Annotated in this window: 21 protein-coding genes; 11 read left to right on the forward strand and 10 right to left on the reverse strand. The window is 69.2% G+C overall.

Annotated features, from left to right (window positions below):
• Positions 1-8 precede the first annotated feature (8 nt).
• The 5 genes from C471_RS03485 to C471_RS03505 form a co-directional block, all read right to left on the reverse strand.
• Positions 9-425, reverse strand: a complete 417-nt coding sequence (locus C471_RS03485; protein WP_004046605.1) for a DUF7124 domain-containing protein — start codon at positions 423-425, stop codon at positions 9-11.
• Between the two features lie 107 nt (positions 426-532).
• A complete protein-coding gene (locus C471_RS03490; protein ID WP_239638611.1) occupies positions 533-748 on the reverse strand; it encodes a hypothetical protein in 216 nt (71 codons plus the stop codon).
• 93 nt (positions 749-841) lie between these two features.
• The gene (locus tag C471_RS03495) at positions 842-3,052 is read right to left on the reverse strand and encodes a PAS domain S-box protein (RefSeq protein ID WP_004046607.1); all 2,211 of its coding nucleotides are present in this window, start codon (positions 3,050-3,052) and stop codon (positions 842-844) included.
• A gap of 184 nt (positions 3,053-3,236) precedes the next feature.
• Positions 3,237-4,478 carry an NAD(P)/FAD-dependent oxidoreductase gene (locus C471_RS03500; RefSeq protein ID WP_004046608.1) on the reverse strand — a complete coding sequence of 414 codons (1,242 nt, stop codon included), beginning with the start codon at positions 4,476-4,478 and terminating at the stop codon, positions 3,237-3,239.
• Positions 4,479-4,613: 135 nt separating this feature from the next.
• Entirely contained in the window at positions 4,614-5,192 is a 579-nt protein-coding gene (locus C471_RS03505) for a DUF1684 domain-containing protein (protein WP_004046609.1), read from the reverse strand.
• 129 nt (positions 5,193-5,321) lie between these two features.
• Here C471_RS03505 and C471_RS03510 point away from each other — a divergent pair, with 129 nt between their 5' ends.
• The 3 genes from C471_RS03510 to C471_RS03520 all read left to right on the forward strand — a co-directional run bounded on the left by C471_RS03510 (position 5,322) and on the right by C471_RS03520 (position 7,599).
• On the forward strand, positions 5,322-5,918 hold the full coding sequence (locus C471_RS03510) for a DUF6149 family protein (protein WP_004046610.1): 597 nt from the start codon (positions 5,322-5,324) through the stop codon (positions 5,916-5,918).
• Positions 5,919-5,981: 63 nt separating this feature from the next.
• Positions 5,982-7,022, forward strand: a complete 1,041-nt coding sequence (locus tag C471_RS03515; protein WP_004046611.1) for an AI-2E family transporter — start codon at positions 5,982-5,984, stop codon at positions 7,020-7,022.
• 46 nt (positions 7,023-7,068) lie between these two features.
• A complete protein-coding gene (locus C471_RS03520) occupies positions 7,069-7,599 on the forward strand; it encodes a TspO/MBR family protein (protein WP_004046612.1) in 531 nt (176 codons plus the stop codon).
• A gap of 8 nt (positions 7,600-7,607) precedes the next feature.
• Here the strand turns inward: C471_RS03520 and C471_RS03525 are convergent, their stop codons facing one another.
• A complete protein-coding gene (locus tag C471_RS03525; protein WP_004046613.1) occupies positions 7,608-8,234 on the reverse strand; it encodes a GNAT family N-acetyltransferase in 627 nt (208 codons plus the stop codon).
• An 83-nt stretch (positions 8,235-8,317) separates the two neighbouring features.
• On the opposite strand from C471_RS03525, the gene C471_RS03530 reads away from it, so the two are divergent.
• Together C471_RS03530 and C471_RS03535 are read left to right on the forward strand one after the other, a co-directional pair.
• Positions 8,318-8,893 carry a class I SAM-dependent methyltransferase gene (locus tag C471_RS03530; RefSeq protein WP_004046614.1) on the forward strand — a complete coding sequence of 192 codons (576 nt, stop codon included), beginning with the start codon at positions 8,318-8,320 and terminating at the stop codon, positions 8,891-8,893.
• A 153-nt stretch (positions 8,894-9,046) separates the two neighbouring features.
• Positions 9,047-10,054, forward strand: coding sequence for a sulfurtransferase (locus C471_RS03535; protein WP_239638612.1), 1,008 nt, complete (start codon positions 9,047-9,049; stop codon positions 10,052-10,054).
• 38 nt (positions 10,055-10,092) lie between these two features.
• Here the strand turns inward: C471_RS03535 and C471_RS03540 are convergent, their stop codons facing one another.
• Positions 10,093-11,496 carry an ATP-binding protein gene (locus C471_RS03540; RefSeq protein WP_004046616.1) on the reverse strand — a complete coding sequence of 468 codons (1,404 nt, stop codon included), beginning with the start codon at positions 11,494-11,496 and terminating at the stop codon, positions 10,093-10,095.
• A 147-nt stretch (positions 11,497-11,643) separates the two neighbouring features.
• Between C471_RS03540 and C471_RS03545 the strand changes: the two genes are divergently transcribed.
• The 3 genes from C471_RS03545 (at position 11,644) to C471_RS03555 (ending at position 13,602) form a co-directional block, all read left to right on the forward strand.
• Complete coding sequence (locus C471_RS03545) at positions 11,644-12,234, forward strand: NUDIX hydrolase (protein WP_004046617.1); 591 nt, start codon at positions 11,644-11,646, stop codon at positions 12,232-12,234.
• Between the two features lie 71 nt (positions 12,235-12,305).
• A complete protein-coding gene (locus tag C471_RS03550; protein ID WP_004046618.1) occupies positions 12,306-13,061 on the forward strand; it encodes a DUF2064 domain-containing protein in 756 nt (251 codons plus the stop codon).
• A gap of 70 nt (positions 13,062-13,131) precedes the next feature.
• Positions 13,132-13,602 (forward strand): DUF5812 family protein, encoded by a 471-nt coding sequence (locus C471_RS03555; RefSeq protein WP_004046619.1) that lies wholly within the window; start codon positions 13,132-13,134, stop codon positions 13,600-13,602.
• 37 nt (positions 13,603-13,639) lie between these two features.
• On the opposite strand, the gene C471_RS03560 is transcribed toward C471_RS03555, so the two are convergent.
• Positions 13,640-13,987: a hypothetical protein gene (locus C471_RS03560; protein ID WP_004046620.1), complete on the reverse strand. Its 348-nt coding sequence runs from the start codon at positions 13,985-13,987 to the stop codon at positions 13,640-13,642.
• Positions 13,988-14,177: 190 nt separating this feature from the next.
• On the opposite strand from C471_RS03560, the gene secF reads away from it, so the two are divergent.
• The 3 genes from secF (at position 14,178) to C471_RS03575 (ending at position 17,606) form a co-directional block, all read left to right on the forward strand.
• Complete coding sequence (gene secF / locus C471_RS03565; protein WP_004046621.1) at positions 14,178-15,059, forward strand: protein translocase subunit SecF; 882 nt, start codon at positions 14,178-14,180, stop codon at positions 15,057-15,059.
• A complete protein-coding gene (locus tag C471_RS03570; RefSeq protein ID WP_004046622.1) occupies positions 15,059-16,651 on the forward strand; it encodes a preprotein translocase subunit SecD in 1,593 nt (530 codons plus the stop codon). The genes secF and C471_RS03570 overlap by 1 nt, the downstream gene beginning before the upstream one ends.
• 208 nt (positions 16,652-16,859) lie before the next feature.
• The gene (locus C471_RS03575; RefSeq protein ID WP_004046624.1) at positions 16,860-17,606 is read left to right on the forward strand and encodes a TMEM165/GDT1 family protein; all 747 of its coding nucleotides are present in this window, start codon (positions 16,860-16,862) and stop codon (positions 17,604-17,606) included.
• Positions 17,607-17,639: 33 nt separating this feature from the next.
• Here the strand turns inward: C471_RS03575 and rnhB are convergent, their stop codons facing one another.
• Positions 17,640-18,344, reverse strand: coding sequence for a ribonuclease HII (gene rnhB, locus C471_RS03580; protein ID WP_004046626.1), 705 nt, complete (start codon positions 18,342-18,344; stop codon positions 17,640-17,642).
• A 70-nt stretch (positions 18,345-18,414) separates the two neighbouring features.
• Positions 18,415-18,786, reverse strand: coding sequence for a 30S ribosomal protein S8e (locus tag C471_RS03585; protein WP_004046628.1), 372 nt, complete (start codon positions 18,784-18,786; stop codon positions 18,415-18,417).
• Positions 18,787-18,876: the final 90 nt, after the last annotated feature.

The raw sequence follows: 18,876 nt of genomic DNA on the forward strand, positions 1-18,876 counted from the left end.
ACACCGTATTACGGCCAGTCGTCGCGCGAGGACTCCTCGGTGGTCTCCGTCTCCTCGTCCCCGGTGGCGAGGATCCAGCCCGCGGCGTCCGCCGCGTCCTCGACGTGGAGGAACTCCCAGCCGGTCGTCTCGGCCATCGCCTCGTCCTCCTCGTCGACGCCGACGAACACGTGCCGCTCGGTGTCGAACTGCTGGGCGATGTTCTCCAGGCTCTCCTCGACGCCGCGCGGCCCGGAGAAAAAGTCCTGGCGCACGCGGTGTTTGCGGGTGAAGTTCGTGACGACGTAGGTCGGCTTCTCGCTGACGACGCCGACGTACTCCGTCCACTGCCGGGCGTTGTTGAACACGTCGTTAGGGTCCGCGAGGGCCTTCAACGCCTTCAGCTCGAACGCCAGCGTCATGTCGGTAGATCCGCCACTGTCCATGGTGAACCGTTCTCGCGGCGGGCGAAAACAACTTCGCTTCCGGGATCGCTCGCGTTTCGCGGGAACCGACCGCGACGACCGACGGGGCGATCAACCGCGCGACCGGTTCAGCGCGCGCGAACCTCGTAGTAGTCGGTGAACTTCACCACGTCGCCGTCGTCGAGGTCGTTGACCTCCGGGGCCGTCCGCGGTCGCCCCGCGAGCTCTCGGACGGTCACCTGCGTCTCCTCGTCGAGCTCGTCGTAGTGGCGGACCCGCGCGTCGGCCGGGATAATTCCGGTTCGCCGGAGCCGCATGCGCCTGTCCGTCTCTCGGAGTGGCATACGGTAACTAATAACATGGTAAATTGTGATAAATCCATCGGTGGTGTCGGCCTCCGCGGGAGACGCTCTCGTCGCCGCAGTCCGTCCGGTCCGTCACCGGTCGGACCGCGGAAGCGTGACCGTCACGACCGACCCGCGGGGCACCGCCTCGCGGACCGTCGCCTCGCCGCCCGACTGCTGGACCACCCAGTAGACGAGCCAGAGACCGAGCCCGCTGCCGTGGTAGAGGGCGTCGACGGCCTCGCCGGTCTCCAACACGTCTCGGTTCATCCCGGTCAACCCCGGGCCGTCGTCCGTGACGGTGATCGCGACCTCGTCGTCGGTCGCGGCGACCGCGATCTCGACGGTCGGGGACTCGCGATCGTGGTGGACGATCGCGTTTCGGACCAGCTCGTCTATCGCCCGGTCGATCCACGCCGTCGCCGACGCGTAGACCGTCCCGTCCGGCGTCGACGCGGTCACCGACGCCTCGGGGAACTCGTCGCCGGCCTCGGCCGCGAGCGTCCCGGCCGTGCGCGCGATGTCGACCGGCTCGGTCTCCGGCGGATCGCTCAACACCTCGGTGATCTGGTGGGCCTTCTCGCTCGTCGACAGCAGCGCCTCGGCCCGCGCGACGATGTCGTCGGCCGCCGTCGCGATCGGGTCGTCGCCTCCGGTCGCCCGCTCCTCGTCCGCGATTTCCTCGCGCGGTTCCGCGTCGGCGGCGATCTGCCGCGCCCGACCGCGGACCACGGTCATCGCGTTCCGGAGGTTGTGCTGGAGCACGCGGTCCACGACCCGGAGCTGGTGCGCGCGGTTCTCGCTGTCCGTCACGTCGCGGAGGACCCCGACGACGCCGACGACGCTATCGTCACCCTCGTCGGGACCCTCCAGGGGATAGTACCGCACGTCGAACGTTCTGGTTCCGCGACCGGGGTGCGTCCGCGTCGCGCGGTATTCCACCGACTGCCCCGCGAGCGCCCGGGACACCTGCCGTCGCACGTCCGGGTAGCGGCCGTCGTCGACGACGTCCGACAGCGTGAGCCCGGTGACGTCCGCGTCGCCGATCCCGTGGTACGTCCGGTACCGCTCGTTCGCGAACAGGAACCGCCCGTCGCGGTCGACCGCGGCGATCAGATCCGTGGCGCCGTCGACCGCGCGCTTGAACCGCTCCAAGTCGATCTCCCGCTCCTTGATCTCGGTGACGTCACGACAGATCGCGAACGTCCCCGCGAGATCCCCGTCGCCGTCGTAGTACGGGTACCGCCGAGTGCTGAACGTCGCCTCGCGGCCGGTCCGCTCGAACGACGGCGACACCTCGTAGTCGGCCGGCTCCTCCGTCCGGAGCACCTCTCGTCGCCGCTCGTCGATCTCCGCGGCCGTCTCGGCGTCCATGAACGCGGTCTCGTCCTCCCCGTACAGGTCCTCGCGGGCGACGCCGGCGAACTCGCTCACCGCCTCGTTGAGCAGCTCGAACGTGCCGTCGCGGTCCTGCAACAGGATCGGGTCGTCGAGCCGCTCGACGATGTCGCGGTACTGTTTCAGCTTCCCCTCGGCCGCCTTCCGTTCCGTCACGTCGGTCTGGATGGCGACGAACCGAGACACGCTCCCCGCGTCGTCGAACACGGGCGCGATCGTCTGATGGGCGTGATAGCGGCTCCCGTCCTTCCGCCGGTCCACGATCTCCTCCTTCCACACCTCGCCGGCGCGGAGCGTCTCCCACAGCGACGCGAAGTACTCGTCGGACATCTCACCGGAGTTGAGCACCGCCGGGGTCTCCCCGATCACCTCCTCGGGCTCGTAGCCGGTGTGGCGAGTGAACGCCGGGTTGACGTACTCGATCGTCCCGTCGGTGTCTGTGACGTAGATCGCGTGTCCCGCGTGTTCGACGAGGTTCCGGAACGTCCGGAGCTCGCGGTCCCGATCGCCCGCGCTCCGCTCGCGGAACACGGCGGAGTACACGGTCTCGCCGCCGGCCTCGTGCGCGTGGAACCGCGCCGAAAAGGTGCGCGTCTCCCCGTCGGCCGTCTTCAGCGGCACCGAAACGTCGCCCGCGTCGACGAGCCCCGCCGGGTCGCCGAGCCGAGCGCGGAGTGAGGCGGCCCGCTGCTCGGCGGTCTCGTCCGAGATCAGCTCGGCGAGTCGACCGCCCGTGAGGAACGCGGCGTCATGGCCGAGCGCGTTTTCCGCGGCGGGGTTGGCGTAGACGATCGACCCGTCTCCGTCGATCGAGACGATCGGGTCCGCGCTCCCCTCGACGACGGACGCGAAGAACTCGCCGTCCGGCGGCGAGAAATCGCTACCGTCGTCGGTTTCCTGTGTCATATAAATCGAGGTCGGTGTCGAGCGGTGAAAACCTACTGACCGGCGCGTCGGGCGGGACGGGCGGGACGGGCGGGACGGGCGGGACGGGCGGTGTCGGTAGGGAGGTGTCGGTCGGATGGTGTCGAAGTCGGGTAGGACGGGCGGCGTCGTTCGAGCGGCGGTTCCCGACCCGTTCAGACGTCGCTCACTGCTGTTCGGTCGCGGCCGGGAGGTCGTCGACGGCGAAGCCGGGCTCCATGAGGAGCTCCGTCTGGTCGCTCACGTCGCGGCCCTCGCGCATGAGCTGTTTGAACGCCGACTGCGGCGAGAGGTCGCCGATGAGCACGCCCCCCACGATCTTCCCGTCTTTGAGGGCCACGCGGCGCCACTCGCCTTCAGCCGTGGTCGCCTCGACCGAGTCGTCGCCGAGCGTCGGGTGGCCGAAGGAGAGGAACGGGAAGTCGAAGTGGGTGATCGAGTACGAGGAGACCCACTCGAACTCCTCGCTGCCGTACTCGACCATGTTGCGGGCGGCGATCGTCCCCTGTTCCTTGGCCGACCCCCACGAGCCGTTCTTCGCCTGCTGGCCCAAGACCAGGTCGTTGAACGTGGTGATGTCGCCGGCGGCGAACACGTTGTCGACGTTGGTGCGCATGAACTCGTCGACGACGATGCCGTTCTCGGTCTCCAGCCGCGTGTCCTCGACCAGTTCGGTGTTGAAGTCGAGCCCGATCGCGACGCCCGCGAAGTCGCACTCGTAGCGCTCGCCGTTCGGGTCTACCGCGGCCTCGACGTGGCCGTCGTCGTCGACCTCGAAGTGGTCGACCCCGGAATCGAAGACGGGCTCGACGCCGCGCTCGCGCATCGCGTCGTGCATGATCTCCGCGCCCTCCTCGGAGAGGGCGTAGCGCCACCAGTTGTCGCCGCGCATCAGGTACTTCGCCTCGACGTCCTGCGCGCCGCAGATCGCCGCGAAGTCGATGCCGAGGAGGCCGGCGCCGACGATGACGGCCCGTTCGGCGTCCTCGACGCTCTCCTTGATCTTGCGGGCGTCCTGGAACGTCCAGAAGTGGTGGATCCCGTCGGCGTCGGCGTTACCGACCGGGAGCTGTTGGGGGGTGCCGCCGACCGCGAGCAGGAGGGAGTCGTACTCGAACGTCTCGCCCTCGTGGGTGTGAATCGCGTCGTTCTCGATGTCGATGTCGACGACGACCGTGTTGAGCCGGAGGTCGACGTCGTGGTCGTCGTACCACGATTCCTGATGGATCGAAATCGGAGCCTCGGGGAGTTTCCCCTTCGCGTACTCCTTGATCAGGATCCGATTGTAGAGGGACTCCCCCTCGTCAGTGAGAACCGTGATCTCGGCGTCGGGCGCTTCCTCGCGGAGCGTCTCGGCCGCGGACGCCCCCGCGATACCGTCACCGACGATCACGTACGAATCGCTCATACGCGGGGGTTCGGATTCATGGTTAATGTGGGTTGTCATCCGCGCGTGACACAGTGTGAATTACCCGCAATGCCGCTCGACGAGGCGATTGACAGTCGCTCGGCACGGAGCAGTCCGACGACGACCCGGCCCGCGTCAGCGGTCGGCGCCGGCGGGGGCTGCGGGGAACTCCTTCTCGCCCGCCTCGATCGCCACGTCCAGCCAGTTTTCCATCGGGATAAGCGGGCATTCGTACGCGTGGTTGTACGCGCACGTGGGGTTGTACGCCACGTTGAAGTCCACAACCCACTCGCCGTCGACGCGGTCGCGGTCGGGCTCTAAGTCGAGGTACCGCCCCGCCCCGTACGTCGCCTCGCCGTTGGTCTCGTCGCGGAATGGCACCCAGAAGCGGTCGCCGCCGTCGGTCGGGCGATACGCCTGTAGCGTCACGGACTCGCCGTCGACCTCGAACCGGAACTCCCCCCAGCGGCGATACGTCTGCTCGCCGTCCGCGGTCGTCTCGACGGTCACGGTCTCCTTCTCGTCGTGTTCGTGAAGCGAAAGGGCGAACCGATACGCCGGGTCCGGATCGAAGTACGCCAGCCCGGGGAAGTCGTCGCCGCGCATCGACGCCGGAAGCGGTGACCGCGGGGAGTCCCGGAAATGCTCGCGTTTCGCCCGCCGCTGCGCCTCGATCTGTGCGGCCCAGTCGTCGTCGGGGCTCGTCTCGGTCATGCAGGTATATTGGGCATTTCGTGCAATAACGCTTTCGTCCGGGGAGACCGGCGTCGGCGAAGCGCCGAGGATCGACGGGTGACGAGCGCCGCGCCACAGATTCAAGGTCGTCGCTCTCCAACAGCGGCTATGAAGATCCGGCAGAACATCCGTCACTGGGCCGCGAAGAAGGCGTTGACGACGCCGGTCGTCGGCGACGTGGCGAACGACAAGCTCGTCGATCTCCACACGAGCATCTTCCTCAACAAGGCCGACGAGGACCGCCGCGAGGAGCGCCGCGCCCACCTCGACAGCTTCTTCGACGCGACGATGGACACCTACGTCGCCGCGCTGGAGGCCGGCTTCCCGGAGGCGGAGGCCCGCGAGATCACCCACGTACAGGCCAACTTCGACTTCTTCAACCACGGCTGGACGGAGATGATGGAGATCCCGGGCGACGAGCTGGAGCCGCACTACCGGCGCTACGAGTCTTTCTTCGCCGACCACGGGATCACGATCGACGACCCGCTCGGGGAGTTCCGACCCGCCGAGGGCGTCGTCGACGCTCCCGAGACGCCCGAGAAGCTGGAGACGGCGGAGTACGAGAACGCGCTGGCCGGCTTCGCAGACGACGTGTACGTCGAGACCGACGACGGGGAGACGGTCGTCGGCGGCGATCGCGAGGAGCCGGACGAGGTCGACCCGTCCGCCGCGCCGGGGCTCGACGAGGACGAGGCGAGCGCCTGACCGGGGATCCGCGACTCGCCGGCTCCCGCCCACGTTTATACGTCGGCGGCGTGACCGACCGACATGAACCGCGGGCAATCGTTTCTCCTCCTCCTCATCGGCTCGGTCGCGCTCCTGACGCTGTTCGTCATCAGCCCGTTCATCGAGTACGTCATCGCCTCCGCGATCCTGGCGTACGTCCTCTACCCGTTTCACGTTCGGCTCTCGCGGCGACTCCGGAGAGCCCTCGCCGACCGGCTCCGCGAGTCGCTGTCGCGCCGGCTGGGGAACATGCTGTCCGCGCTGCTCCTCATTTTCTCGTCGATCGTCGCCGTCATCCTGCCGCTCGCGTACATCTCCTGGGTGTTCGTCCGCGACCTCACAGAGATCGCGCGGGGGAACACCGGCATCGACGTCGCGGCCATCGAGGCGGAGATCACGGCGCTCACCGGGGAGCAGGTCGAGGTCGGCGACGTCCTCGCGACGATCGGCCAGCTGCTCGCGAACACGCTGTTCGGCGGGGTCGGCGGGATCGTCACCACCGCGATCCGCGCCTCGGTCGGGCTCTCGCTGGCGCTGTTTTTGGTGTACTACACCCTGCTCGACGGGCCGGCGTTCGTGCGGTGGCTCCGGCTGACGAGCCCGCTCCCGTCGAACGTCACCGCGGACCTCGTGGACCGCGTCGACGCGATGACCCGCGGGGTCGTGATCGGGCACATCGTCGTGGCGCTGTTGCAGGCGCTGGTCGCCGGGATCGGCCTCTGGGCGGCCGGGATCCCCAACGTCGTCTTCTGGACCTTCGTGATGGCGGTGCTGGCGCTGGTGCCGCTGGTCGGGGCGTTCTTCGTCTGGGGACCCGCGGTGGTGTACCTCGTCGCGATCGATCAGGTGACCGCGGGGGTCTTCCTCGCGGTGTACGGAGTCCTCGTCATCGCGATGGTGGACAACTACGCGCGCCCGATCGTCATCGACCAGCAGGCCCACCTGAACCCCGCGGTGATCCTCCTCGGGGTGTTCGGCGGGATCTACTCCGTCGGCTTCACCGGGCTGTTCGTCGGTCCCATCGTCATCGGCGTGCTCGCGGCCACGCTGGAGACGTTCCGAGAGGATTACGACGTGATCTGACGGCGCCTGAGGACGTTTTAAACCGGTCGGGCGCGTATCGCGCTTCATGTCCACCTCCGCCGCGCGCCTCCCGGACCGCCGCGACGCACTGCTCGTCGTCGCCGCCGCGGTCGGGGTCAACCTGATCGGCGCGGTCGGCGTCCCCTTCACCGCCACCGAGAGCGCGTGGTTCGGCGGGCTCGACCTGCCCGCCTACTACCCGCCGAGCTGGGCGTTCGGCGTCGTCTGGCCGATCCTGTACGCGCTGATCGGCGCCGCGGCCGCGCTCGTCTACCTCGGCGGACGCGAGGTGGAGGGGAGCGCCGGCGAAGCGGCACGGCTCGGCCGCGACGCCCGGATCGCGCTCGGGCTGTTCGCCGTCCAACTCGCCGTCAACGTCGCGTGGTCGCCCGTCTTCTGGGGGCTCGAACGCGCCGACCTCGGACTCGTCGTCCTCGGACTCCTGCTCCCGCTCGTGGTCGCGGCGATCGTCGCGTTCGACCGGGTCGACCGGCGGGCCGCGCTCCTTCTCGTCCCGTACCTCGCGTGGGTCTGCTTCGCGACCGCGCTCAACTACGGGATCTGGGCGCTGAACTGACGGACCGGCTACTCCTCGCGCTCCCCGAGCCGCGCCGCGACGAACTCCCGCTCAACCGGGTCGAGGTCGCGGTCGCCGTCGCGGAAGGCGCGGAGCCCGTCGCGGTACCGATCGCCCGCGGTTTCGCTCCCTCCGGCACTCCCGCTCACCGCGGCCGGCTCGGCCGCGGGGCGCTCCAGCACCAGCTCGGCGATCCCCGTCGTCTCGCCCGTGTACGCGAAGCCGCACTTGGAGAGCGCCGCGTAGGCGAACGGGTTGTTGACCGCGATCTTCACCCGGTCGTACCCGTCGGTCGCGAGCCGCGAGACGGTCCGGTCGATCAGCCGCGGGCCGAGCCCCTCGCCGCGGCGCGCGACGTGAACGGTGACGTACCGGAGACGGCAGCAGTCGGGGTCGGTCCGGTCGGGAGAGAAGGAGACGGCCGCGACCACGTCGTCGTCGAACTCGCTCGCCTCGACGGTCGGCGGGAGGGGCTCGTCCGGCTCCCACTCGGGGACCGCCGGCGAGCCGTCGGGGGTCCGCAGCGCCGCCTTGCCCGGCGCGCCGACGACGAACTTGCCGGCGTAGGCGAACGCCCGGTAGTCGAGCCGCAGCGTCGCCCCCGAGCCCGGACCGCCGAGGAACGCGTACTCCATGGCGACCGGTACGGCTCGCCGATGTAAATGAGCGGGGGCTCGCCGCGAACGCCTTTTAAGTTCGTCCGCGACCGATCGCCGCCATGTACGGCCTCGGCGACGTTGGCTTCTTCGACCGGATCGCGCCGCTGTACGACCGCGTCATGCCGCCGGCAGACGGCGAGGCGCTGGCCGCCGGGCTCGATCACGCGACGCGACCGATCGATCGACTGCTCGATGTCGGCGGCGGCTCCGGACGCGCGACGACCGCCCTGGCCGGTCCCGAGATCACCGTCGTCGACGCCTCGCTCGTGATGTTGGCCCGCGCTCGGGAGCACCGGGGACTCTCGGGCGTCGCCGGGGACGCGGGCCGACTCCCGTTCGGCGACGGGTCGGTCGACGCCGCGACGATCGTCGACGCGTTTCACCACCTGCCCGACCAGGCGGCCGCGATCGAGGAGGCCGCGCGCGTGATCGCCCCCGGCGGCGCGCTCGTGATCCGGGAGTTCGACCCGACGAACCCGCTCGGCCGGGCCCTCGTCGCGAGCGAGCACGCGATCGGGATGAAGTCCCGGTTCCGGGCGCCGGACGCCCTCGCCGACGACCTCGCTGACGCCGGGTTCGACCCCCGAATCGTCGACCGCGGATTCGCCTACACGGTCGTCGGCGTGCGGGAGTGAGGGTCGGCGGAGTGAGGAGAGGGCGCCGGCGGGGGATCCGGCCTCGCAAATCTGTCCGGTGACGAGGACGGCGTCGCCGCTCTCGTCGGAGCCGACGGTAACACGGGCCTCCACTAACAGGGTTATCGTGGTCACGACGCAACTCGCGACCGAATGGACGACAGATCCACGCGGACCTCCAGGCGATCGGTGTTGGCTTCGGCGGGCGCGGCGCTCGCGGCGACGGCCGGCTGTCTCGGCTCGACCGAGAGCGGCCGCGAACGGCCGGCGGCGTACACCACGCCCGCGGCCGCCGAGTTCGACGGCGTCGTCGACAGCCAGTGGCTCGACTCGAACCTCGACGACGTGCACCTGCTCGACGCCCGCGACGAGGAGGCGTTCGGCGAGAGCCGGATCCCCGGCGCGTACCACTTCCCGGACTCCGAGATGCTGGACACCTACGCCGAGGAGACCGAAGACGGGTTCGAGGTCTCCCCGGAGGCGATCGCGTGGACGCTCGCGGAGGCGGGGATCGAGCGCGGCGACGACGTGGTGGTGTACGGCGAGGAGGCGAACCTCTGGGAGACGTACGCGATCTACACCCTCAACGCCCTCGGCCACGAGGGGCAGGTGAGCCTGCTCGACGGCGGGTTCTCCGTCTGGGACGCCGCGGGCGGCGAGACCGTCTCGGAGGCGCCCGAGGCGCAGGAGGGTGAGTACGAGACCGAACTCGACACCGGCGTGGTGGCGACGCGGCAGTTCGTCGCCGACAACGTCGACGAGGACGGCGCGGCGATCCCGATCCTCGACATGCGCTCGCCCGCGGAGTACTGGGGCGAGGACCAGCGCGGCGACCTCGACCGCTTCGGCCACGTCACCGGCGCGACCAACCTCAACTTCGTCCAGAGCATCGACGACGAGGCCGGCCGGCTCCGGACCCCCGAAGAGCTGGAGACGCTGTGGATCGACGACGCCGGCCTCTCGCCGGACGAGACGGCGGTTGCCTACTGCCAGACCGCGATCCGCGCGTCCGTCGGCTGGTTCGTCCTCGATCAGCTCGGCTTCGAGGACGTGCGCAACTACGAGGGGAGCTGGGCCGACTGGGGGACGCTCTCGGAGGAGAACGGCTACTACTACACCACCGGCGAGGACAGCGGAACGATCGTCGACACGTTCGCGTAAGTCGGAATCGACGCGCCTTCTGCGCTTTTCTCCGCGCGTCAGTCGTGCGAGTGGCTGTGCGCGCCGTGGTCGTGGGCGGCGTCGCCCTCGTCATCGTGCGTGTGGTCCTGCTCGCCCGAGTCCGTCTCGCCGAGCACCTCCGCGCCCTCGCCGTCGATCATGTCCATATTCTTGAGGTTATCCCGCTCTTCGAAGTCCTCGACGGCCTCCATCACGTCCTCCTGCGTGATCGTCATCCGGTCCTCGGTGAGCGCGCCGAGGACGGCCTCGCGCAGCACCATCCGGAGGTCCGAGCCCGTGAGCCCGCTGGTTCGGTCGGCGACCTCGTCCGGGTCGAAGTCGGCGATCTGCATCTCGCGGGTGACGACCCGGAGGATGTCCGCGCGCATGTCGCGGTCCGGCTTGGGGAAGTTGACGATCTCGTCGAAGCGGCGCCACGCGGCCGCGTCGAGCTGGTCGGGGTGGTTGGTCGCGCCGATGAGGAGGACCTCGTCGCGCACGAGCGACACCTCGTCGATCGACTTGAGGAGGGTGTTGACCGCGCGCTTCAGGGCGGCGTGCTCGTCGGAGCGCCGGGTCTTCGCCACCGAGTCGAACTCGTCGATGAAGAGGATACACGGCGAGAGCCGCTTGGCGACCTCGAAGGTCTTCTCGACGTTCTTCGCGGTCTCGCCGAGGTACTGGCTCGTGATCATCGACATCTTCACCTCGACGAGCGGAATGCCGAGCTCGTGAGCGAGCGCGCGCGAGACGGTGGTCTTTCCGGTCCCCGGCGGGCCGACGAACAGGAGCTTCCCGATCTCGCGGAGGCCGATGCTCGCGAGGTACTCACGGTGTTCGATCGCCTTGACGATCTTCTGGATCTCTCCCTCCTGGTCGCCGGTGAGCACGAGGTCGGCGAGCGTCGTCTCGATCTCCTCGGGCGCCTGCACGTTGACGAGATCGAGCATCTCTCCGTCCTCGTCCTCGTCGAAGTACTCCTCCAGCAGGGCGTCGATCCAGACGCGGTCGGCCTGGATCGGGCGGACGCTGTCGCGCGCCGTCTCGTGGGTCACGGGCGCGTCGAGGTCCTCCGCGAGCTCGAGCGCGGCGACGATCGTCGGGTTCTCGGCGATCCGGTCGTCGTCCGCGTGGTCGCGGTACCACTCCAGCGCCATCGCGGGCTGGGTCAGGGATATCTCGCCGGAGAACTCCGTCCGCTGGGTGAACAGCAGGTCGGAGACGGCGTCCCACGGGTGGTCGACTCCCGTCGCGGTGCGGGTCGTCTCGCTCGTCGCCTTGAGCGGTCGCTCGACGCCGCCCGGTGCGTCGTCGGCGGCGTCGTCAGACCAGAACACCTGCCGGAAGCGCGGCGGCAGGTCGTTCTCGTCGAGGTCGCGGTTCTCGGTGTAGAGGTGCGTCGTCAACACGAACTCGACGACGTCGAGCGCCGGGTCACTCATCCGCGCGACGTAGCCGCGGGACGCGGTTAAGCGCGTCGGACCGCGGTCGCGAGCGGCGGCGATGAGGGGCGCGGCGGACCGACTCGCCCATCAGTCGGCGGAAGATGTATCGAACGCTTATTAGCCCTGGTGATCGACCTACCTCGCATGAGCTCCGAGGACGCGGCCGCGACCGGCGATTCCGCCGGTCAGGCCGACGCGGACCACGAGAACGCGCTCCAGGACGTGATCGCCGTCGACCCCGAGGACGCCGAGCGGGGGACGGTGAACCGGCTCGACGCCCACACCGGCGACGGGATCCGCCACCGGGCGTTCACCTGTCTCGTGTACGACACCGACGGCCGGATCCTGCTGGCCCAGCGCGCGCCCACCAAGCGGCTGTGGGACGCACACTGGGACGGGACGGTCGCATCCCACCCCGTCGAGGGGCAGTCACAGGAGGACGCGACCGAACAGCGCTTAGAGGAGGAGCTGGGGATCACCCCCGATCAGTACGACGACCTCCGGGTGACGGACAAGTTCGAGTACAAGCGCTACTACCCCAACGAGGGCGTCGAGTGGGAGGTCTGCTCGGTCCTGAAGGTGACCCTGGACGACGCCTCGCTCGACCCCGACGAGGAGGAGATCGGCGGCATGCTGTGGGCCGACTACGAGCACCTCCACGAGAACCCGGAGCTGTACCGGCAGCTCCGCCTCTGTCCGTGGTTCGAGATCGCGATGCGGCGCGACTTCTCGTAGGGCGCGATCGCCGCCGCGTCCCCGCGACCGAAGCGGCGACTTGAAGGCGCGCGGGCGATTCGGTTCGAGACATGACTGTCGTCGCCGTGCTTGCGAAGCCGCCCCGCGAGGGGCTCGTCGCGACCGGGCTCGCGGAGTCGACGCCGCTGTCGACCGCCGAGGCCGCCGACCTGTACGAGGCGCTGTTCCGCGACGCTGTCCTCGCGGTCGACCGCTCCGGCGGCGAGCTCCTCGTGAACTACCCCGTCGACGACGACCTCCCCGCAGAGCACCGCACCGACACGAGCCCCGAGGCCGAACTGCGCACCCTCGTCGCCGACACCCTCGGCGGCACCGACGAGGTCCGGTTCGAGCGACAGGTCGGGTCGTCGTTCGGCGCGCGCGCGGGCAACACCGTCACCCACCTGCTCCGCGAGGAGAACGCCGACTCCGTCGCGGTCGTCACCCCGCAGGCGCCGCTGCTCTCGCGGACCGTGATCGACTCGGCCGCGATGAAGCTCCGGACCAACGAGGTCGTGCTCGGCCCCTCCACCCGCGGACGCACCTACTTCGCCGGCTTCACCGCGCCGATCGACTTCGACGGCGCGTTCGAGGACCCCAGCCTCCCGACGCTCGCGGCGCGCGGCGCCGACGCCGACCTCGACGTGGAGTTCTTAGAGTCCTCTCCCGCGATGGTCGACGGCGACGACCTGCTCGACGCCGTGCCCGTCCTCCGCGCCCGGTTCGCCGCCGAGCGCGTCGTCCCCGACTACACCGCCGCGTTCGTCCACGAACGCGGACTGGACGTGGTCGTCGAGGACGGGAACGCGCGGGTCGTCCGGGACTGACTCGCCGCCTCGTTGGTCGGTGCTGACGCGGCTCGAAACCCGGAAAAGGCTCGGTCGCCTACGATCGGTAATGACCGACGAGAAGGAGAGCACGTTCCTCGTCACGCACGTCGAGAGCGACTCCGCGGTGTTGAAAGACGTCCACGACGGCCAGGTGCACACGCTGAGCTCGAACCCCGGGCTCGCGGTCGACGACGCCGTGGAGGCGACCGTCGCCCCGGACCCGCCGATGGAGGTCACGTATCAGGTCGTCGAGGTCGCCGAGCGCCGCTCGCTATCGATCGAAGAGAGCGACGAGCCCCCGACCGTCCACGAGCGCGAGCTCGCGGCCGAGACGGAGACCGGCGAGCTCGCACGCGAGGAGCGAGCGGGCGTCGGCGAGGTCCACGTGTTGACGCCGCCGGAAGCGGACACCGCGGACGCGGTCGCGGACGTGATCGACGACCGCGAGGCGACGCTGTCGCGAGCGGCTCGGCTCGGCGTAAACCGCGTCGAGATCCGGTCGGAGCCGGGCGTGGTCAGCGTGCGGTACATGCCCTGAGCCGGTCCCCGGGCGGTCCCCGGAGTCGGTGAGCCGGTCACTCCCGATCGGCGGCCCCACTCGACGGCCCCGCCGCGCTCTGGACGCGCCAGCCCCCCTCGACGCCGCCGGCCCTCGTCTCGTAGTCGACCGCCGTCGCGTCGGTCACGACCGCCGCGTCGACCGGGTCGCCGTCGACCTCGATCCGCTCGACGCGGAACGGCACGTCGAGGCTGTCGCCGCAACAGCCGACGTCGACGAACTCCTCGCGGGCGTCCCCGACGGCGACGCGGTCGAGGACCCGGGCGAAGTAGCCCCGATAGCGGTCCGTTTCGACCTGATCGCGTCCCCAGTCGCTGAGCCCCTCCGGGTACGAGAGGACGACGCGGGTGGCGGTCGGTTCCATACGTCACGGTACGGGGTCGGGACGCTAATTCGTTGCGGCGGGACGCGCCGTCGTTCGACCGGTCGACGGTGTGATGAGGGAGAGCGAATCGCGGGTGGCGGCGACACCGTAGACGAGTACGAGGGATGAGTAAGAAGGTACGAGGGATGAGTAAGAAGGCTTATTCGCGCCCGCGCAGGAAGCGGTATTTATGGTAGCGATCGAGGTACCGGAGGTCAACTACACCGAGTACTCGAACCGGCAGCTCGTGGCGATCCCGCTCGCGGTCCTCGTTCTCGCTCTCGCGATCATCGGCGGGTGGTTCCTCGTCACCGGCGCGCCGGCGAATCTCGGGTTGGAGTTCACGGGCGGCGTGGAGCTCCGGATCGCCGACGACGGCGGCGACGTAGAACAGCAGATCGAGACCGCGTTCGACCGGCAGCCCGACTCGGTCCGATCGATCCCCGCGGACGACGTGTACGTGGTGACGTTCCGAGCGGCCGACGAGGACCCGGAGGGCTTGGCCAACGACCTGTCGACACAGGCCGAGGAGGCCGGGCTGTCCACGAACGCGATCGACCAGGTGTCACCCAGCTTCGCGTCCGACACGGCTCGGACCGCGATCATCGGCGTCGCGCTCGCCTTCCTCGGGATGAGCGTCCTCGTGTTCGCGATGTTCCGGACGTTCGTCCCGTCGCTCGCGGTCGTCGCGTCGGCGTTCTCCGACCTGGTGGTCCCCATTGCGGTGATGAACCTCCTCGGGATCCAGATGACGCTCGGGACGATCGCGGCGCTCCTGATGATCATCGGGTACAGCGTCGACTCCGACATCCTGTTGAACAACTCCGTGTTACGCCGGACCGGTGAGTTCTACGAGTCGGTGAACCGCGCGATGCGGACCGGGGTGACGATGACGCTCACGTCGATGGCGGCGATGATCGTGATGGCGATCGTCGCGGCGCTGTTCGGCGTCGACCTGCTCCGGAACATCGGGATCATCCTCTCGGTCGGCCTCTGTGCCGACCTGATGAACACGTACCTGCTGAACGTCTCGCTGCTTCGCTGGTACAAGTTCGAGGGGGTGAAGCGCTAATGCTCGAACCGATCAAGAACAACTGGCGGATCCTGCTGTTGGTCGTCGTCGTGCTCGGCGCGACCGTGGCGCTGTTTGCGCCGCAGTTCGGCCCGCAGACCGCGCCCGGAGAGAACGTCTCCGAGGCCCAACAGGGCGTCACGAACCTCCAGTACGGGCTCGATCTGGCGGGCGGGACGCGGGTCCGAGCCCCCCTCATCGGCTACACCGCCACCGAGGTCGACTTCGGGGGCGACCAGCCGGACGAGGTCGCGCGCGCGGTCGCGGCCGAGCTGGAGAACGCTTCCGCACGGGACATCGGGGCGGTCCCCGAGGAGAACGCGGTCGAAGTGACGAACCCGACGGTCACCGAGTCAGAGTTCCGCGCGGCGATGGACGCCTCGGGGTACGCCTACGAGGACATCCGCTCCGGCGTCACGCAGGAGACCCGCGACATCGCACAGGAGGTCATCACGAGCAAGATCAACGAGGCGGGCCTCTCCGGCGGGAGCGTCCAGCAGGTCCAGTCGCTCACCGGCGAGTACTTCATCCTCGTCGAGGTCCCCGGCGAGGGACGGGAAGACGTGATCGAGCTCCTCGAAGAGCGCGGGACCGTCCAGATCGACATCGCGTACGCGACAGAGAACGGGACGGCGATCCAAGAGGAGGTCCTGATCCAAGACGACTTCGAGGACATCGGCACCGCCGCTCAGGCCGATCGAGGCACCGGCGCGTACGTGCCGGTGACGGTCCGGAACACCGCGCCGGAGGGCGAGCAGTCGCCGGCCCATAGCTTCCAGCAGGCCGTCGACGACCGCGGGTTCGCCTCGGCGTACAACTCCAACCAGGACCAGTGCCGGTACGCCAACGGCTCCCTCTCAGGCGAGCGCAACCCGTGCCTCCTGCTCACCGTCGACGGCGAGGTCGTCAACTCGTTCGGGATGGACGCGGAACTCGCGGACAGCATGGCGAGCGGGGGCTGGGCCACCGACGGCGGCTTCCGGCTGACGACGAGCGAGTTCAGCGAGGCCGAGCAGATCTCGATCAACCTGCGCGCCGGCGCGCTCCCGGCCGAGCTCGACATCAGCGGGCAGGGGACCTCCCGGTCCATCTCGGCGACGCAGGGTGAGAACTACAAGACCTACTCGCTGGTGACCGGGATCCTCGCCGTCTTCGCGGTCGCCGGGATGGTGTTCCTGCGCTACCGCGAGCCCGCGGTGGCGCTCCCGATGATCGTCACGGCGCTCGCGGAGGTGTACGCGCTGCTCGGAATCGCCGCGCTGTTGAGTTACCCGCTCGAGCTGGCCGTGATCGCCGGCTTCATCGCGGTCGTCGGAACGGGGGTCGACGACCTCGTGATCATCGCCGACGAGGTGATGAGCGAGGGCGAGGTGAACTCTCGGAAGGTGTTCAACTCCCGGTTCCGGCGCGCCTTCTGGGTGATCGGCGCGGCCGCCGCGACCACGATCATCGCGATGTCGCCGCTGATGGTGCTGTCGCTCGGCGACCTGTCAGGGTTCGCGATCTTCACCATCCTCGGCGTCCTGATCGGCGTCCTGATCACCCGTCCCGCGTACGGCGACATCCTGCGTCGCCTGCTGACGATCCGGTGAGGCGGCGCGGGACGCCGGCTCACCCGGTTTATGTAGAGTGAAAAGGAAGACGACAAATTATTATTTTAGACTCCTCTAAATCGTCCATGTCGACGGACGGCCGACTCGAACCCCGGAGCTCGGCTGACACGTCAATCGGGGCGACAGCCGTCGCGCGAGCGGGCTCGCTCGGGCCAGCCTGCACCACTCAAAACGGAGACCGAAACGTATGACAGCCTACTCGGAGATACTGATCGTCGCGTTCGTCGCGCAGCTCGCGGTGCTGCCGGGCGAGAAGGTGCAGTTCATGATCGCCGCGCTGTCGACTCGGTACGACCCGAAGGTGGTCGTCGCGGCCGCGGGATCGGCGTTCGCCGGCTGGACCGCGGTGGAGATCGCCTTCGGCCAAGCCCTGCAGGCGGCGCTCCCGGGCGTCGCGCTCGACGCAGTGACCGCGACGCTGTTCTTCGTGTTCGCGTACCTGCTGTACCGGTCGATGCCGGACCGGGAGCCGGAACGGATCGCCGTCGACGGGGACGACGATGGCCCGGAAGCGACCGAGTCGACCCCGGAGCCGAACGACGCGACCCTCGACGCGTTGGAATCTGTGACGCTTCCGAGGCCGCTCGAGCGATACGCCGGCTCGTTCGGCGGCTTCCTCCCGATCTTCGTGCTCATGGCCACCGGCGAGTTCGGCGACAAGACCCAGCTGGTGACGATCGGATTGGCCGTCCAGTACGGCGCGACCTCCGCCATCTGGCTGGGCGAGATGCTGGCGATCATCCCGATCAGCCTCGCGAACGCGTACTTCTTCCACACCTTCGCCCACCGGTTCGACATGCGCCGGGCGCATCTCGCGTCCGCGGCGCTGTTCGCCTTCTTCGGCGCCGACACCGTGCTCTCGATCCTCACCGACTTCTCCGTCTGGGAGACGTTCATCGAGGCCGTGAGTACGGCGGCTGCCGGGGTAGTGTAGGGCGAAGGGGGATCAGAGGGGCCGTCTCTCTCGCTAGAACTCGTCCAACCCGGACTGCTCGGCGGCCGCCAGCGCGTCCTCGCAGGTCGCCCACGTGCGCCGCGCGCAGTCGGGAACATCGCCGTGATCGTCGACGTACGCTCGAAGGAAGTCCCGCGTCGTCGGATCGCTCGGATAGCCGCTGCCGAGCCCGTCGTACGCGGGGTAGTCGGCGTCGATGTCCGCCATTCGCCGGTCGCGCGCCACCTTGGCGACGACGCTCGCGGCGCCCACGACCGGATCGTCTTCGTCGGCACCGTGGGCGGCGGACACGTCGACGGTTGGGAGGCCGGGATCGCCGGCGTTGGTGTCCCGATCGGCGATAAACTCGCCGAGCCGCCGGGCGAACCGCGCCTCGCTGGTGTCACCCGCGTCGGCGACGACGCGGACCGGCCCGTTGAGGCCGACTGCGACGCCGCCGTCGAGCGCGGCCCGAACCGCCCGGGCCTGGCCGCGCACGGTGAGGGTGTTCATGTCCGTGTCCGGCCGGTCGATCTCGGCGGGTTCGACGAACGCGACGCCGACCGCGACGTCGGCGGCCTCCCGGATGGCGGCGTCGATCGACTCGCGGCGAGACGGGGCGATCCGCTTCGAGTCGTCGGCGTCGCTCGGGAGGTCCGAGGGGTCGGCGAGCACCGCCGCGGCGACCATCGGTCCGAGCACGGGACCCTTGCCGGCTTCGTCGACGCCGAGATACACGCGTCGCTCGTCGTCTCGAACAGGTAAATAGGTTCAGAAAGCGGTCGGTCGTGAGGGAGCGGAAAGCCGTTCAGTCGAGGAGGACCGCGTTGACCTGCCCGGTCTGGCCGGGACGCGAGGTGACGCGGGCGCGGCCCGCGGACGTCTCGATGACGGCGCCCTTGGTGATGATGTTTCGGCGGGCGTAGTTGACGTTCGAGGGGTTGTCGGAGACGTTCTCGATCTCGGCCTCGCTGACCTCGTCGCCGTCGGCGACCTGCGCGACGTTCGTCGAGAGCGCGCGGACCTTCTTCTCGTTGCCGCGGGAGTCGATGTACTGGACCCGCGTCTCGCCGACGGTCGTCTCGGCCGGTTCGCGGCCGAGCTGGTGGCGCTTCTTGTTCGAGGCGTGCTTGAGTCGACCGCCCGTCCGCTTGCGCGTGGAGCGTCCCTGGTCTTTCATACAGGGACGAACAGCCAGCGAATACTTGAAGCGTTCGACTTGCTCCGGCGTCGAGCCCGCCGAGACCGACGGCGAGGCGGGGCGGACACC

This window comes from Halorubrum saccharovorum DSM 1137, assembly GCF_000337915.1.
Taxonomy (GTDB): Archaea; Halobacteriota; Halobacteria; order Halobacteriales; family Haloferacaceae; genus Halorubrum; species Halorubrum saccharovorum.